The organism is Bacteroides sp. BFG-606 (genome assembly GCF_024788145.1).
GTDB lineage: Bacteria > Bacteroidota > Bacteroidia > Bacteroidales > Bacteroidaceae > Bacteroides > Bacteroides vicugnae.
Window position 1 is genome coordinate 5028999 of record NZ_JANUIL010000001.1, and the last position, 16809, is coordinate 5045807.

The following is a 16809-nucleotide window of genomic DNA, read 5'->3' on the forward strand; positions in this document are numbered from 1 at the left end:
TGAGAACTACAGGATTACTAACTCGTATTAATATGTATATTATTACTGCCGCATAACGATTACAAAATTACACAAAAAAATATACTAACAAAAGTGGGAGGATTTTTTAACTTTTTACCATAGACATTTTATTAGGGAAGCGTAGGTTCAACTGGCAAGTACAAATAAGTAGAAATGTTTGAACAACACCGTTTTAGGAAGTTGAAAAATCAAGTTTCTCTCTCGGTATAGCGTTTATTTTGGCCAATATCTTCTTTAGTTTAGCATTTGTGTATTTCCCATTCGTGTTCTATTTAGCTCCTTATTATGAGTATGTAGCAAGTTACTTATCAAATTCAGCCTCTTTGAGGGTCAAATATGGTTTTGCAAATGGTGACTGACAAGACATAAACAAGGTCAGCAGGAATTTTTTACATAAATGGACATGAATGTATATAACCTAAAATAAGAATAAATTTTAATAAGGGCTGCCCAAAAAGAAAAAAATGCAGTTGCCATCCTATAGATACTTGCAGAAAGGATAAAATTTACTTTTAGACCTTTTGGGATAGCCCTTATTAATACTTCAGATAAAATTCCTTAGGTTATATTTTCAATCCTTTGGACCGGGTTTCCTCCTTGGCATACAGTCCCGGACGCCCGATTATGACATGGTTGGCAACGATACTATCCGCCGGACTGCGTATCTGCGGCGGTGCATTTTCGGGATATTGCGCCTGCCTGTTCCTCACATCTTCCGCTTCCGGCTTGAGCTGTTGCCCTTCATTCTCCTTTTCTGCGACTTCGGGCGTGGGTGGCGCAAGCTCCAGCTGATTTTTTCGGTCAAGGGCGGCAAGTTCGGACTTCAACTGCTTCAGCTCGTCCTCCTTCTTCCACACCTTACCCGCTATCTCCTGTAACTGCGGTATCTCCATCTCCAGCACCTCGTTCTTCGCCTTGTACTGGTCGATGATGGAGGGTATCCTCTCCATCGCGTTGAGGAAGTTGCGGGCGGCGGCCAACGGGTCAGCCATCGCCAGATGCCCGTTGTTGTAGGTGTACTTGTAGTTCCCCTCGACCACGAAGCGGTTGTCGGTGAACTCCAATCCCTCTTTGAGTATCCTTTCGCTCACCACCTTTATCGGAAAACCGTAAAGTTCACCGACCTGCGTGTACAACCCTCCGGTCGTGGCATTCTTGGCTATCTCCTGCAAACGCTTTCCGATGACCTTCTCATCGGCGGAATCCACTCCGTCCACCTTTATTATATTAAGGCGGTTGCCCTCCTTGTCGGTCTGCACCACCGACAGGAAGCGGTTCCAGTCCTCCGTCATGGCATCTATGAAAGCCGTGTTGTTGCGCAACTCGCCGGTCTTTGACTCCAGCTTGAACTCCGAATCACGCTTGCCCTTGTTGAACGACTTGCGTTCCCCTTCGAGCGATGCGATCCGCTTTTCCAGTTTCGCCTTGTCCAACAGGTCGGTATTGCCGGAGAGCAACGCCATGTATTCCGAGAAATTCATGCCCGATTTTTCGTCCATTGCCCCCTCGTCGATGGTACGCGCACCCATCGCACCGCTTTTGAGCTGGCTTATGAAAGTCTGCTTGCAGTGCAGGAGGTTGAACTTGTAGCTGTCCAGTGACTTCTCCACCGCGTAGATGATTACATCCACGTTGTTCCCGGCGAAATGTTTGGCAATCTCATTACCTGCCCTAACTCCGCGTCCGTCACGCTGTTGCAAGTCGGACGGTCGCCACGGCGTATCGAGATGATGGATAGCCACACACCGTTTCTGGGCGTTCACACCCGTTCCGAGCATAGAGGTAGAGCCGAACAGCACACGCACCGTCCCGGCGTTCATGGCGTCTATCACCGCCTTCCGCGCCTTGTCGGTCTTGCACTCCTGAATGAAGCGCACCTCGCTTGGCGGTATACCGTAGTCCTCCGTCAGTTTGCGCTTGATTTCCGAATAGACGTTCCACCCGTCGCCCGGCTGGTATGTCCCCAAATCAGAGAAAACGAACTGCGTGCCTTTCTGGGCGTCGTATTTTTGATAATACTCCGCGATCATCTTGGCACAGTGACTCGCTTTGTTGTCGGGATGATCTTCGTAATTCGGGTCTATCATGCGCATGTCGAGTGCCATTTTCCGGGCATAGTCCGTGGCGATGAGCATCTTCGCCTTTTCTTCCGTTTCCGAAAGCGGCAGCCTGCCCAACAAGGTGGCATCGCCCGTCTTGGCGAACTGCATCAGTTTCTGTATGAAGTCCTCCTGTTCCGGCGTGGGCGGTATATGGTGCAGTATCTCGTTCTTGGCAGGACGGTCAACGCCCACATCCTCCGCCGTGCGGTAGTCCGTGATTTCATTATAGAAGGCGGCAAGCTCCGGCACTTTGATGAAGTAGCGGAAACGCTCCTTCTGGACCACATTGTTCGTCACGTTAAATTCAAAATCCGTCGTCTTCTTGGCAAATATCGCCGCCCAAGCGTCGAAACACCTTATGTCCTGCCGTTCCAGCTCCTTCGGGCGCAGGTACTTGAACAGCAGGTACAATTCAGTCAGTGAGTTGCTGATAGTCGTGCCGGAGAGGAAGGTCGCACCCAAGTCTTTTCCTGTGCGCTCCTGTATGGTGCGTATGGCAAAGAGCATGTTAAGTGCCTTCTGGCTTCCCTCGCTGTTTCCCAATCCCGCCACACGGTCGTGGCGCGTGTTGAAAGTCAGATTCTTGAACTGGTGGCTCTCATCTATGAAGATGTGGTCGATGCCCATCTGCTTGAAATCCACCACGTCGTCCGTGCGTGACTTTATGGCGTGTTCCACCTTCTCCAGCTTCGCTTCAAGGTTGTGCTTGCGCTTCTCCAATCCTTTCAGCATCGCCCGCGACACGTTCTTTCCCTGCTGCCGTAGCACTTCGAGGTTTTCCTCCACCGTGTCAAGCTCTGCTTGCAGGATGCGCTGCTGCAATTCCGGCGACTGCGGTATCTTGCCGAACTGGTCGTGCGACATGATGACGCAATCGTAGTCGTTGTTCTTTATATTATTGAAGAAGCGCACACGGTTGGCGGTCGAAAAGTCCTTCTCCGAAGCGTACAGAATACGTGCGTTGGGATATGCCGCCTGATAGGTGGCTGCAATCTCCGCAACGTTGGCTTTCAGCCCGATAATCATCGGCTTGTGTGCCAAATTCAGACGCTTCATCTCATGCGCGGCGATGCACATTATCAGCGTCTTACCGGTTCCCACCTCGTGGTCGCAAATTCCGCCGCCGTTCTGTTTCAACATCCAGACGCAATCCATCTGTGAGGGATAGACGCTCTTGATACCCCGGCTTGCCAGCCCTTTCAGGTTGAGGTCGGGAAAGGTCTGATGGGAGCCGTCGTAGCGCGGGCGCACGAAACAGTTGAACTTGCGGTTATACATCGTCACAAGCCGCTCCTTGAACTGCGGCGACTGCTCTTCGAGCCATTCGGAGAAGCCGTTTCGTATCTCGTCAATCTTGGCGTTGGCGAGTTGTATTCCCTCGCTGTCGCGCATCTTGATGTCGTTGCCATGCTCGTCCTTGCCGATGGACTTCATCATGTCAGGGCAGGTGTTGTGCAGGGCGTGTTTTAGGAGGTGCATACCGTCATAGTTCCGGTAATACCCCTTCACCAGAAACTCGTCCGTGATTTTCATGGTGCGGTAGCCGCACACCACCGAAAACTCGTCCATGCTTGCGGAATAGGCGATTTTCACCTCCGTGTCGAACAGCCGGCTCATGTAGGCGGCATAGACACCCGTCGGAATCCAGCGTTCCCCGAAATTGAAGTCCAGATCCTCGAAGGCGATGCGCTGCGGCTCGGCATCTTTCAGAGCCTCCAACGCCTGCTTCACCTCCGGCATACGCTCATTTTCGGGATTGTCACCCATCCATGCCTCTATGCGTTCCGCTTTCTCTATGACATTTCCGGCGATGAAACGGTCTTTGATTTCGTAACCGGTCACGAGCGGATTGTAGTAGATGCGCCCTTGCAGGGCAGTGAGCAAATCCTCCGCCGTGCTGTCGGTTATCTCCCGCATATAGTCGAGATTGACCGTACCATATTTGTTGAGCGACGCAGACAGGGCTTCTTCGGGAGAGCCTACGTTGGCATGGCTCTCCACCGCGAAGGAAACAGGATGCTCGAAGATGTCCGCCTTGACGAACTTTCCGTTTTCCATCCGTTCCAGCGAAAGGATGTCGCGCCCGCCCGCATCCATCATCACTAACTTCACGTTCTGCTTGGCGTTGAGGTTGCCGTAGCGCATGACAAACTCATCGTAACAGGTATTCAGATGCTCTCGCCACGGAACATTTGCCTCGCGCCGGAGCGATTCATAACGGTACAGACGCTCGTAGGCGTCACGCAGCGACACATACAACAACGCCTTTTCCTTCTGGTATCCTTTCAGGTCGAGCGGCTGGAATGTCGCCCCGTATGGCGTGATGTCTTTCAGGTAGCCGATGTTATGACGCCCCCGGTCAGCCACCAGCGACCCTTCGCGCAGGTGCATCTCCGGCGTGCGGTGGTAGGCACGCGGAGAAAGGTCCACGACTTCCTCCTTCGGCTTTTCCGCTTCGATGTCGGGGAAAAGGAAAGTCCCCACCGCTTCCGATGGGGTATCTGTAACGGCAGGTGCGGCGACTGCCTCCGGCTGTGTTTCCTCCTGTCGTGGCTGCTCACGGGAAGTTTCCGGCACGGCTTTCACTTCCGTCTTTTCCGCCACTTGTTTCTCGTTATGCTGCCTTGCCAGTTCCCGAAGTTCTTTCCTACGCTCCGGCGTCAAACCCATCATCATTTCATAGAAACCGTTGATGGGAGGATTGGTATCCCAGTCCAGTGTGGCATAGATGTCGTCCGGGTCGGCAGGCTTGGCGGTGTTCTCCGCTTTCACCTCCTTATTCTCCATTGCGGGTTTTGCAGTTGGAGCTGTCGGTGTAACCGTGACTTTCGGTTTGGGCGGAGTGGACTTTGCCGTAACTGCCTTTTTCACCGTCTTTTTCTTTTTGGAGGTTTTCGGTTGGCTGACCTCTTCCGTCATCCCCCAGAGGTCAAGCAGGGTGAGCTGCACGCCTGCGGAATATTGCGGGCGCGGTTCTATCTCCGGCTTTTCATCTGCGGGTTGCGGCTTTTCTGTCGGAGTTTCCACCGTCTGCGCCGAGGATACTGTTTCCAATTTTATGGCAGGACGCTCTACTTTATTTTGAACGGCAACTTTTTCTTCCGTTCCTGCCTGCCGGATTGAACCCGAATACAAGCGCATGGCAAGCCTGTAATGGAAATCCTCGTCGAGCATACGGCGCAAATCCCCGGCGATGCCTGCTGCCTTGCCCTCGTGCAGATAAACCATAGCGGGCTTCCCGTAGGGGTCTGTGTCAAGTTTCGCCATCGTATGCACGATGCGTTCCGGGTGGTGGATGAAATAGGCGTTGTCGGTCAGGGCGGTTTTCGTGTCCGTCTGTATCACGGTCATCAGCCGCTCGTCCTGCGACATTTCCTTCTTGCTGAGGTTCTTTTGCAGGACAATCAGGTCACTGCCCACCTCCGTGCCCGCGTTGTCCGTGAACAGGTTGTTGGGCAGGCGTATCGCGGATACCAGATTGGCCTGACTGAACAGCTCGTTACGCACGGAGGTCTTGGTGCTATTCAATACCCCTTGCGAGGTGATGAACGCCACGATACCGCCGTCACGCACGGCATCCAGTCCTTTGAGAAAGAAATAGTTGTGGATGGTTTTCTGGGCGGAGCGTCTGCCGAAAGAGTCGCTCCGCTGAAACTCCGCGTCGAACACGGCAATGTCACCGAACGGAATGTTGGACACCGCCAAGTCGAAATAATTGTTGAACGGTCTTTCGATTTTCTCAAAACCGCAGGTGCGCATTTTCTGGTCGGGATAGAGATGCCTCAAGATTGTACCCGTGAGCAGATCCTTCTCGAAAGCCATCACATCCGCATTGGGGCTGTGCCGCAGCATGGAATCCACGAACACGCCGACACCTGCCGACGGTTCGAGCATACGGGCGGGGCGGACGCTGTAATCTGCCAGCACGTCCGCGATGGTGTCGGTTATCTCTTTGGGGGTGTAGAAAGCGGTCAGCACGGACGCTTTCAGCGAATCCACAAACCGCTTGTACTCTGTTTCGTCCTTGCTGTTCTCACGGATAAGCCTGTGCAGCTCCACCGTCGGGGCGAACAGTTCGAGGTCGGATTTCGCCCACCGGACGGCATCCGTCAGTTCCTTTGCAGGGTTGAGGATACATTTCAGACCGCCGAAACCGCAGTACCTTTGAAGTATGGCACGCTCTTCGGTTGTCGCTGTCCTATTTTCCCTGTCAAGGATGAATGCCGTCCGTATCGCCTCGATGTTGTCCCGCAGTTTCTGTTTGCGGTTAAACGCCATATTCGTCTAAGTAAAGGACGGTTGCTCCCGTCAGCTCCGTGTAGAGCAGGTCGTAATCGGAAGACAGGGCGAAATTGTCATCCGAGAGGTCATAGACGGAGAACACGTTGCCGACAAGCGGCAGCAGTTTCAGGACAAAGGCTTCACGCTTCTCTTCCGGCACTTCATCGGCAAACTCGTTTTCCACGACTTCGCGGAGGATGGCGTAACGGGAATAATGCAGCCCGCGCAGCAGCGTGTCCATCGCCAGTTCCTGCGCACCATCGGCGGGATAGCCTTCAAGCCGTGCCCTCTCATACGTTTCGGCGGCACGGTCGGCCCGTTCCCGTATGAAAGCGGTGTCGTCAGCCTGTTCAAACTTGTTCGTGCGGAGATAGTCCAGCAGGTACAGACCGTAATAGGAAAAGTCGGTCTGACCCTCGTTTTTCTTCTTGTTGTTCATTACTTTGGATTTAGCGGATTGATAATTAACGGGATAATCGGTTGGAAAAAGGAAGAAAAAGGCACTCGGTATCCCTCCGAGTGCCACCACTAAATCCAAAGTATGAGTGTAATCCGGTATCGAAGAACAATTCATTACTCTGAACAAGTGGCAAAGTTAATACTATTTCTTCCGTCCTGAAAATTTCTTGTCCTTTTTAGCCTCCGGGAACACAAAAGTCGTGTTATATTCCCCGTCAAAGGCGACAACAGCATCGAAACTCTTGCCCTGTTTGCTCTTGAACCCTTTGAGCAGCTTGGTATGCCCTTCGGTGAGCAGGTCTTTGATTTCATCGTCGGACAGGGTGCGTCCCGCTTTCAGCCGGAACACGGGCAGTCCGCACTCCGTGTTGTCGCAGCGTACCACCTTGCCGTAGAACCGCATCCTGCCCGTGCCACACTTGGGACACGCGCAGCCGGAGTCACGGCTGCCGAAGAGCTTGTCGCACGAGATCAGTTCGGAGGTTATCTCACGTGTGTACGCCTCTATCTCCTTGCGGAAGGTGTCGTCGGACAGTTCCCCGCGCTCGATACGCGCCAGCTCCTTTTCCCATTCGCCCGTCATGGCAACATCGGCGATGCGCATCGTCTTGACGACGGAATTGAGGGCAAGTCCTTTTTCGGTGGGAACAAGCGACTTCTTGCAGCGTTCCATGTAACCGCGCTTGAAAAGCGTTTCGATGATGGAGGCGCGTGTGGCGGGAGTACCGATGCCACAGTCCTTCATCGCCTGCCGCAGTGCGTCGTCCTCAATTTCCTTGCCCGCCGTTTCCATTGCCGAGAGCAGGGTGGCTTCGGTATGCAGCGGCTTGGGTTTGGTCTTTCCTTCGGTAATGGACGAGCCTTTCGGTGTCAGCGTGTCGCCTTCCTGCCAGCCGGGGATGGTAATTTCCTCTTTTTCCTCGCCATAGACGGCACGCCATCCGGTTTGCTTCACGACGCTGCCTTTTACGGTAAACTCCACTCCGGCACATTCCGCCGTGACAGTGGTCACATCCTTGACGCATTTCTCAGAGAATGCCTCGACCATGCGCCCGGCAATCATCTGATAGATGGTATTGTCCTCTTTGGAGAGGAAGAGCGGTTTCTCACCCGTGACGAGCAGGGCATGGTGGTCTGTCACCTTGCCGTCGTCCACGCTGCGGCGTGTCGGGGCGGCTTTTGCCCGCACCTTGTCTTTCCATTCGGGCTGTGTGCCGATGAAAGCGAGCAGTTTGGGAATTTCGGCAAACACGTCTTCGGGGATGTAGCGGCTTCCCGTTCTCGGATAGGTTATCAACTTCTTTTCGTAGAGTTTCTGCGCGATTTCAAGCGTCTGTTCCGCCGTGAAGCCGTGCTTGGCGTTGGCTTCTTTCTGGAGCGTGGTCAGGTCGTAGAGCAAGGGAGTTTCCTCCGTCTTCTCCTTGCGCTCGGCTTTCGTGACAGTGGCGCAACCTGCCGCCTTTACCTTATTATATAGTTCCATCGCCGGTTCTTTCTCTTTCCATTTCTCGGAGGATGAGAATTTCACGACTTCGCCGTCGCAACCGTCCGTTGCGATATGGAGCTGCCAGAATGCTTCGGACGTAAAGCGGCGGTTCTCCCAGTAGCGTTCACATACCATAGCCAACGTTGGTGTCTGCACCCGCCCCACGGAATACGTGCCGTGTCCGGCGGCGATGGATAACGCCTGTGTGCCGTTGATGCCCACGAGCCAGTCGGATTCGCTCCGCGCTTTGGCGGCGAGGTAGAGGTTGTCGTATTTGCTGCCGTCTTCGAGTTTCCGCAGTCCCTCGCGGATAGCTTTGTCGGTGAGAGAGCTGATCCACAGGCGCACGAAAGGAGTGGTGCAACCCGTATAGTGGTAGAGGTAGCGGAAGATAAGCTCTCCCTCGCGTCCGGCATCGGTCGCCACGATGATATGTTCGCTTGTGTCGAACAGTCTTTTGATGACTTTTATCTGCGACACCACGCCGCTGTCGGGCTTGTAACCTTTCTCCGTCCTGACCTGACGGGGGACGAGCGTGAATGTGTCGGGAATAATCGGGAGGTTGTCACGGACAAATCCGCGCACGCCGTAGCCGTCGGGCATGGCAAGCTGAACGAGGTGTCCGAATGCCCATGTCACGGCATAACCGCCTCCCTCGAAATATCCTTCCTCTCTCTTTGTCGCGCCCACGATGCGGGCGATTTCACGTGCCACGGAGGGCTTTTCTGCAATGATTGTCTTCATGTCTTCTTCTTTTTTGTTGATACTTTGGATTTTATTTTGGATTCAGTGGCGGACACGGGATTACATTTTCATGCCCTTGCCCGTTTTCTTCTGCGGCTTCTCCTGCTGCTGTTGCTGGCGGGCGTCCTTCGGGTTGGTCTGACCTTTCTGCAACGGCTCTCTCAGATTCTTTGTAGCCTCGTTGGTCTTGCCATCGTTGTTCACCGCCACCTGCGTGCGGCTCTCGTTGGACGGAGCAACCTGCTGTGCATTGTCAGGGTTCGTGTCGTAGCGGTACGGGCGTCCCTTCTCCGGGTTGAACTTGATATACATCGTGGCATGGAAGCCCTGCTTGTCGGTCACGTTCTCCAGCTTCACGGCTTTACCCGCCACATAGTCGGCTTTCTGCTGGTCGGTGAAGCTCACGCCGCTCCATTTGCTGATGGGGCGGATGCTGCCGTCCTCGTTCGTCCACGTGTTGCGGCGTTGCTCCTTCTTGGTCTGTGCGGCATTTTCCCCGCCCTGCGCCTGACTTTTCGATGTGTCGCCTTTGGTTTCCTGTGTCTGTGCGGTACGGGGCGACTTGCCGGTTCCCGGCACGAACTCCACGCCGCGCTGCTCCACGTTCACTTGCAGGGTGGTGACGAACTTTCTGCCGTCGTTGCGCTCGATGAGCTTGTCGCGTACGGGCAGTCCGGCGCGGAGCATGTCCCGCTCCTGCGTGGTGATTTCCGTCTTGCCGATGCGCTCCGGGATGCGCACCCTGCTTGCCGGAATGTCCGTGATTTCATTCGTCTTGCGGTCGATGCTGATGTAGGAGGGGATGATCTCGCCCGTTTCCCTGTCCACAATGTCCACGACCCTACCGAGATTGCCCGTTTCGCGGAGGTTCTTCCGGTCATTGTCGGAGAATTTGTGTTCCTTGTACTCATCCAGCTTCTGCTCCTTGCGGATGAAGTGCGGCACGAGGCTGATGTTTCCCTCACCGTCCTTCTTGAAGGAGAGGCGGGCGTCCAGCTCGAATGATTCGCCGCCGAAGGTCGGTTTGACCTTTACCAAGTCGGACTTGCCATAGTTGAGCATCTTCGTAAGGTCGCCGGACTTTTCAAGGTTGTCCCGCTTTACGCCCCATCTGTCCTCCAGCTCCTGCCAGTTGATTTTACTCTCGTCGATGGGCTGGTAGCCACGTTTGCCCTGCATCTGTTCGGATTTGTCCTGTTGCTGTTCTTTCCGTTGTTCCATGTTCTCCTGTTTTTGAGGTTCTTGTTTCTCTGTCTGTTGTGCTGCCATCTCTTCCTGCACCTTCTTCTCATAGTCGGAGGTGTCCACCTTGTGAGGGGCGAGCAGCTCCTTGTTCGCTTCGGGGTCTTTCAGCAGTTGCTTCATCACCTCTAAGAGATTTTCAGCTTGGTCTGCCGCAATGCGGTAGAAACCGAAGCGGCTGGGTTCCTTGCACTGCCGGAAGAAGTTCTTGAAGAAGTTGTCCAGCACGTCGCCATGTCGGTCGAATTGCAGGAAACTCTGCGCGTTCTCCGCTTTTGCGGGGGTGCGCTTGGGTGTGCCGTCCGCGTTCAGCCCGGCTACCACGCTGATCTCGCCTGTCTTCTCGTCACGGACTACCAGCACGTCCTTTTCGTCTTTTTTCTTTGCCATCTGAAAAATGTTTTAATGGGTTATTTATGAAAGAAATTATGGATACGAGCCTTGTAGAAGGCTATATCTTCCTTTTTGAAGTCCTTGATATGGTTGGAAAGGAATGTCAGCACGTCCTCCTCGCTGTAATAGGTCTTCTTGCCCAGCGTCTTGTAGGGCAATGCGCCTACGCTGCGGTAGCGTTGGAGGGTGCGTTTGCTTATCTGGAGCAACATGCACAAATCCTGATTGTCGAAAAGGCGGATGCTTTCCGTGATAGTGGGCTGTTTCCCCTCAGCCTTCATCGCCAGCAGCAGTTCGTCCTGACGGTCGAGCCGTTCCATCAGCTTCTGCATCCAGCCCTCGAAGTTGTTTCGTGTGAGCAGTTCCATGACCTATGTCCTCCTTCCTTTTGGTTTGCCGCCCGTGCGCAGCGTGTGGTTGTGGAACAGGGTGTCTATTGTCCCTTCCTCGTTCCTTACTGTGTTGTCCTCCAATAGCCGCAGTATCTCGGAAAGGCGGTAGCGGCAGCTTCCGCGTACCACCACATACTCGATACGGTGGTCGGTGCGCATACGCTGCATGGTGCGCTTGCTCACGTTGAGCATCTTCGCCGCCTGTGCCGTGTCAAGCAGCTTGTCTTCGGTTTCCCGCTTCCGTTTCTTCTCGTCCCTTGCCTCGCGGATGTACCCTGCGATGTTCGCAATCTGCGCCATCATCTCCTTGTAGGCGGAACTTTCCATTGTTATCACTTTCATGTTCAGTCCTTTCTTTTTGTTTCTGCGACAAAATTCGGCAATAAACAAAAGGGGCTTTAACAACTCACTACGTGACTCACGTAAGATTTTTGCGGAAGATGGCTCCGTAACCCGGTCAAACGGCGCAACAGGCAGCCTTTCAGCGGAAAACGATACGTCTTGTATGCCGTTTCGTTACCTTTGCGGCAAACTCTAAATGACATGAATATGGAAATAGTATCTATCGAGAAAAAGACTTTCGAGATGATGGTGGCGGCATTCGGCGCACTCTCGGAGAAGGTCGCCGCCCTGAGGCGCAAAAGCGACACGGGGCGCATGGAAAGATGGCTCACGGGCGAGGAGGTCTGCGGGCAGTTGAGAATAAGCCCGCGCACGTTGCAGACGCTGCGTGACAGGCGGCTTATCGGCTACTCGCAGATAAACCGCAGGTTCTATTACAAGCCAGAGGAGGTGAAGCGGCTGATACCGCTTGTCGGCACGCTCTATCCGCACGGCAGATGATTTGATTTATTCACCCACTGAATCCGAAGTTATGATGAACGAGAACAACGATGTTTTTACGATGGAAGACGAGCCGATAGCCTCTGTGGTGCAGGATATGCGCAAAGGCTCGAAATGGCTGTCCGCATTTCTGGAAAGCTACCGTCCTCCGCTGGACGGGGAACGTTACCTGACGGACGGCGAGGTGTCGGAACTGCTCCGTGTGAGCCGGCGCACCTTGCAGGAATACCGCAACAACCGCGTGTTGCCCTTCATACTTTTGGGAGGGAAGGTGCTTTACCCGGAAACGGGGCTGCGCGGGGTACTGGAAGCGAACTACCGCAAGCCGCTGGAGTGAGGCGGTTTCATGAAAAAGTAAACGGGTGACACCTTTTGTGGTGCTACCCGTTTACTTGTCTTATGGGGTATGTGCAATCAGCAATACCCGGCTTTTCCGTTCTGTATGAACATCACGTATGTCTGCCGTTTCTCTTGTGAGAGTGCCTTTCCCACCAGCCATGTGCGGAACAGGTGGGTGTTGTAGGTATTCACCCTGAAAGCGACCGGGATGATGATTTCAAGGGCGTACACGTCCGCGTGCAGCCCGTTTTCAAGCTGCATGTAGCGGCACACCTCGTAGTCGTTCAGCACGTCCGACTTGCGGACGGCTCTGATGGCGGCGTTCACTGCCGGGACGGTCGTATGGAACAATCCGGCTATTTCGGTGGCGGTCATCCACACGTCGTTACCGGTTACGCTGACTGCCTTGTCCTCGATGATGATTGTGTCACGTTTCATGGCTTTTCTTTTTAGATGGTGCAACCTGCAAATTCCTCGACGCCGTTCAATCTTGCGGCAAGGTTCTCCATGTCCTGATTGAGCTTCTCTTTGGTTATCTTTGCGTAAATCTGCGTCGTCTTTATGCTCTTGTGTCCGAGCATGGAGCTGACCGTTTCGATGGGAACACCGTTGGAGAGGAATATCGTCGTGGCTGCCGTGTGGCGGCTCTGATGCCACGTGATATGCTTGGTGATGCCGCAACGCTTGGCGACGGCACGGATACCGGCAAGGCACGTGTTATAATGCGGAACGGGAAATATCCTGCCGTCCCCGCACAGTCCCCGGTATTTGCCGATTATGCGGTTGGCGATGTCGAGCAGGCGGATGTTGGACACCACGCCCGTTTTCTGGCGGTTGATGTTTATCCACTCGTGTTCGTCGAAGTAGGTGCGGATATTCTCTTCCGTAAGGTTGCGCATATCCGCGAACGACAGCCCCGTGAAGGCGCAGAACAGGTAGAGGTCGCGGTACAATTCCTGTTTGGCGTTTTTCAGTTTCCCCTCCATCAGCAGGCGGATCTCATCTTTGGTCAGGAAACTGCGTGTTGTTTCCTCCTTCTTGATTTCATACTCGCGGAACGGGTCGCGCGTCAGCCACTCGTTGTTGATGGCGATGAATACCATCGTCCGTAACGGGCAGACGTACAGCCACACGGTATTGGTGCAGCAGTGCTTGTCCGTGCGCAGGAACATCTCGAAGTCGGAGATGAAAGCCGGGGTAAGCTCTTTTAGGGCGATGTCCTTCACATGGTAGCGGATGTCGAGGAACTCTTGCATGTGCTTGTAAACGGTGCGGTACTTCAGCAGCGTGCCTTTGGCTTTCATGCCTGCCTCCACCTGCTTCTCGTAGTCCTCGTTGTGCTGGCGGAACACCTGCATCAGCGTGTGGTAGCGGTGTTCCAGTCCGAGAAAGGCGTTCTTCACCTTCTCCGCCGTGACGAAGTTGTCACGCTCCATGATTTCCTGATAATGCCTGTTGATGCGTACCCGCATCTTGTCAAGCATACGGTTCGTTTCGAGTGCCGCCGTGCTTCTGCCCGTGACACGTCCACCTTTGGTGTCCCACAGTTTCGGATCGACAGTCAGTTTGCAGCTGAACTGTGTCTGGCTGCCGTCCACCGTGATGCGTCCCATGACGGGAACTGTCCCGTCCTTTTTCACTACCTGACGCTTGAGGTAGTAGATTACTGAAAATGTACTCTTCATTGTCCTTAATTTTTGGGTTTCAAAATTAGTTGGTGAAGAGTCCGGTGTTGGTACGCAAAACGGGGAGGAACGGCGCAATCTTTTTCCGTAACCTGATTTTTCGCATGAGTTATGGATAACTCACTATTCCTTAGAGCCTTGTTTCGCTATTCGTACCCGTTTGTCGCATTTTCGGGCATGGTTACGAACAAGTAACGTAGCGGCGTCAGGATTTGGCTTCGGCAGGGATTGTAATGGCTTCACGGATTATCGCCACTTCAACCAAAACCCTTGTAACTCAATTCTATCACTATATCTTTCCGCATTTCACTTTTTTGTAGTAACTTTGCAATAGTAATATTAAATTTTCCACATGAAACTTCTTTGGCTTGATTTAAATAGTTCGTACGCACACTCCTCATTGGCACTCCCTGCACTCCATGCTCAAATAGCAGACGATACCACTATTGAATGGTGCGTAGTCTCCGCCACTATCAATGAAAATACGGGCAGTGTCGTCAATCAAATCTACCGTCATCAACCGGACATCATCGCAGCTACCAACTGGCTATTTAATCACGAGCAACTCCTACACATCGTTTCACGCGCAAAAGCATTACTACCTCACTGTTGTGTCATACTCGGAGGCCCCGAATTTTTAGGAGATAATGAAGCTTTCTTATATAAGAACAAATTTGTAAGCGGAGTGTTTCGCGGAGAAGGCGAAGAAGTATTTCCTTTATGGTTAAAAGTGTGGAATCAGCCAAGAAAAGAATGGAAATCAATCACAGGACTCTGTTATCTGGACGAATCGGGAGGATATCATGACAACGGACTCGCCCGCGTTATGAAGTTTTCCGAATTGGTTCCCCCCGAAAAGAGCCGTTTCTTCAACTGGAGCAAACCTTTTGTACAGTTAGAAACCACCCGCGGATGTTTTAACACCTGTGCCTTTTGTGTCAGTGGAGGTGAAAAGCCAGTTCGCACCCTATCTCTTGAAGCAACCCGGAAACGTCTCGACGTAATACACCAACACGGAATCAAGAACGTGAGGGTACTGGACCGCACGTTCAATTACAACAACAAACGGGCAAAAGAATTACTAAATCTATTCCGCGAATACCCGGATATCTGTTTCCATCTGGAAATTCATCCCGCACTCCTTTCCGATGAACTCCAACAGGAATTAGCCACCCTCCCTAAAGGACTGCTGCATCTGGAAGCCGGAATCCAAAGCCTACGGGAAAACGTGCTTGAACAAAGCCGGAGAATAGGAAAACTTTCCGACGCTCTGGCCGGACTTAAATATCTATGTTCACTTAAAAACATGGAAACTCATGCCGACTTGATAGCAGGACTCCCACTCTACCATCTATCAGAGATTTTCGATGATGTCCGTACTTTAGCAGAGTATGGCGCAGGAGAAATTCAACTGGAATCCCTCAAATTACTTCCGGGCACCGAAATGAAAAGAAGAGCGGACGAGTTAGGCATACAGTACTCCCCACTCCCTCCATACGAAGTTCTTCAAACTCGTGAAATCACCGTAGATGAACTACAGACAGCACATTATCTGTCCCGCCTGTTAGACGGTTTCTATAATACTCCCACTTGGCGAAGCATCACACGGATACTCATTCTGGAAAACCCTCATTTTATACATGAGTTACTCGACCATTTAGTTCAAACAGATGTCATTGACACCCCTCTTAGTCTGGAAAAAAGAGGATTAATCCTCTATGATTTCTGCAAGAATCATTATCCCGACTACCTGGCACAAGTCAGCATTGCATGGATAGAAGCGGGTATGTCATTAAAAAAGGCTCCGGCAGAAAAAGTAAGGACCAAAAGACAGCTACCACCTGAAAGCTGGGAAATAGAATATGGAGCATATCGCGAGAATCTACGATTATGTTTCCTTCCCACCGATGAAGAAGGACATGGTTACTGGTTTGGTTTTGAATCGGAGATTCAGAAGATACAACCGGTTTTCAAAGCTAAAAAACTATCATAAATAAAAGAGAAGTATTCCCATATTATGTGAAATAATTACTATTCATTGATCGTTTAGAGCAGCATTTCCTGTTTTCCATCGTCCATACAATAAACTCTACTAGCACAACACAGTATGGACATTCGAAAATATCAATTGAATATTCTTTGTTTATTATTGTTCCCCTTATCCGCAGCAGGACAAGAATGGAACCAACAAGATTCATTGAAACTTCAGCAAATGCTGGAATCCGATCAGGAGATCAACATAAATAGAAAGTTCATCGAAAAAGTAGAGCAAAACATGTACTCTCGAAAACCATTTGTAGATTTTGATCCCACACTACCCACTTTAAAATCTTCCACAATCTTTTCGAAACCTTCTATTCACACATACAAGATGTTCCGAAAGCCAGGTTCCACCTTTTTACCCACTTATTCCTGGCTAAGAATAAACAAGAATCTTATTCTGCATAGTAAAAGCGACTTTGCGGAAAATCCCAATCATTTTCATATCCAAAGCCAAATGGAATATAAATTGTCCTCCAAATGGTCTCTCGACATATATGGTTCACAAAACCTCGATACCCGAAGATATCGCGGGCTCCCCTCCGAAGTGGAACCAACCAAATTTGGAAGTAATGTCATTTTCAAAATAAATAAAAACTGGAAAATCAAAACAGGGATGCAATACCAATATAATGCTATACGAAAAAGATGGGAATGGATACCTCAAGTTAGCGTTTCATACGAATGGTAAAAATCTATAACATCCATGATTTCCCGTAACTGGGAGAATCCCACTTTCTATTCTACTATTGACCAGTTGCGTACATTTAAAATACGTTGAT

At 51.8% G+C, this 16809-nt stretch carries 12 protein-coding genes; 4 read left to right on the forward strand and 8 right to left on the reverse strand.

Annotated features, from left to right (window positions below):
• Positions 1 to 584: 584 nt before the first annotated feature.
• The 6 genes from NXV01_RS19300 to NXV01_RS19325 all read right to left on the reverse strand — a co-directional run bounded on the left by NXV01_RS19300 (position 585) and on the right by NXV01_RS19325 (position 11462).
• Positions 585 to 6401, reverse strand: a complete 5817-nt coding sequence (locus NXV01_RS19300) for an N-6 DNA methylase (protein ID WP_259023072.1) — start codon at positions 6399 to 6401, stop codon at positions 585 to 587.
• Complete coding sequence (locus NXV01_RS19305) at positions 6391 to 6843, reverse strand: DUF1896 domain-containing protein (RefSeq protein ID WP_004304266.1); 453 nt, start codon at positions 6841 to 6843, stop codon at positions 6391 to 6393. Before NXV01_RS19305 ends, NXV01_RS19300 begins: the two co-directional genes overlap by 11 nt.
• Positions 6844 to 7005: 162 nt before the next feature.
• Complete coding sequence (topB, locus tag NXV01_RS19310) at positions 7006 to 9093, reverse strand: type IA DNA topoisomerase (protein WP_004291456.1); 2088 nt, start codon at positions 9091 to 9093, stop codon at positions 7006 to 7008.
• Positions 9094 to 9153: 60 nt separating this feature from the next.
• Complete coding sequence (locus NXV01_RS19315; RefSeq protein WP_004291455.1) at positions 9154 to 10725, reverse strand: DUF3945 domain-containing protein; 1572 nt, start codon at positions 10723 to 10725, stop codon at positions 9154 to 9156.
• Positions 10726 to 10745: 20 nt separating this feature from the next.
• Positions 10746 to 11096 carry a helix-turn-helix domain-containing protein gene (locus tag NXV01_RS19320; RefSeq protein ID WP_004291454.1) on the reverse strand — a complete coding sequence of 117 codons (351 nt, stop codon included), beginning with the start codon at positions 11094 to 11096 and terminating at the stop codon, positions 10746 to 10748.
• 3 nt (positions 11097 to 11099) lie between these two features.
• A complete protein-coding gene (locus tag NXV01_RS19325) occupies positions 11100 to 11462 on the reverse strand; it encodes a helix-turn-helix domain-containing protein (RefSeq protein ID WP_004304264.1) in 363 nt (120 codons plus the stop codon).
• Positions 11463 to 11663: 201 nt separating this feature from the next.
• On the opposite strand from NXV01_RS19325, the gene NXV01_RS19330 reads away from it, so the two are divergent.
• Together NXV01_RS19330 and NXV01_RS19335 are read left to right on the forward strand one after the other, a co-directional pair.
• Positions 11664 to 11963: a helix-turn-helix domain-containing protein gene (locus NXV01_RS19330; protein WP_004291426.1), complete on the forward strand. Its 300-nt coding sequence runs from the start codon at positions 11664 to 11666 to the stop codon at positions 11961 to 11963.
• 31 nt (positions 11964 to 11994) lie between these two features.
• A complete protein-coding gene (locus tag NXV01_RS19335) occupies positions 11995 to 12300 on the forward strand; it encodes a helix-turn-helix domain-containing protein (RefSeq protein ID WP_004291424.1) in 306 nt (101 codons plus the stop codon).
• Positions 12301 to 12377: 77 nt separating this feature from the next.
• On the opposite strand, the gene NXV01_RS19340 is transcribed toward NXV01_RS19335, so the two are convergent.
• Together NXV01_RS19340 and NXV01_RS19345 are read right to left on the reverse strand one after the other, a co-directional pair.
• Positions 12378 to 12740: a hypothetical protein gene (locus NXV01_RS19340; RefSeq protein ID WP_004291423.1), complete on the reverse strand. Its 363-nt coding sequence runs from the start codon at positions 12738 to 12740 to the stop codon at positions 12378 to 12380.
• A gap of 11 nt (positions 12741 to 12751) precedes the next feature.
• Entirely contained in the window at positions 12752 to 13987 is a 1236-nt protein-coding gene (locus NXV01_RS19345) for a site-specific integrase (protein WP_004291422.1), read from the reverse strand.
• A gap of 352 nt (positions 13988 to 14339) precedes the next feature.
• On the opposite strand from NXV01_RS19345, the gene NXV01_RS19350 reads away from it, so the two are divergent.
• Both NXV01_RS19350 and NXV01_RS19355 read left to right on the forward strand, forming a co-directional pair.
• A complete protein-coding gene (locus tag NXV01_RS19350) occupies positions 14340 to 15980 on the forward strand; it encodes a B12-binding domain-containing radical SAM protein (RefSeq protein ID WP_259023073.1) in 1641 nt (546 codons plus the stop codon).
• 114 nt (positions 15981 to 16094) lie between these two features.
• Complete coding sequence (locus NXV01_RS19355; RefSeq protein ID WP_217722094.1) at positions 16095 to 16718, forward strand: DUF4858 domain-containing protein; 624 nt, start codon at positions 16095 to 16097, stop codon at positions 16716 to 16718.
• Positions 16719 to 16809 lie beyond the last annotated feature (91 nt).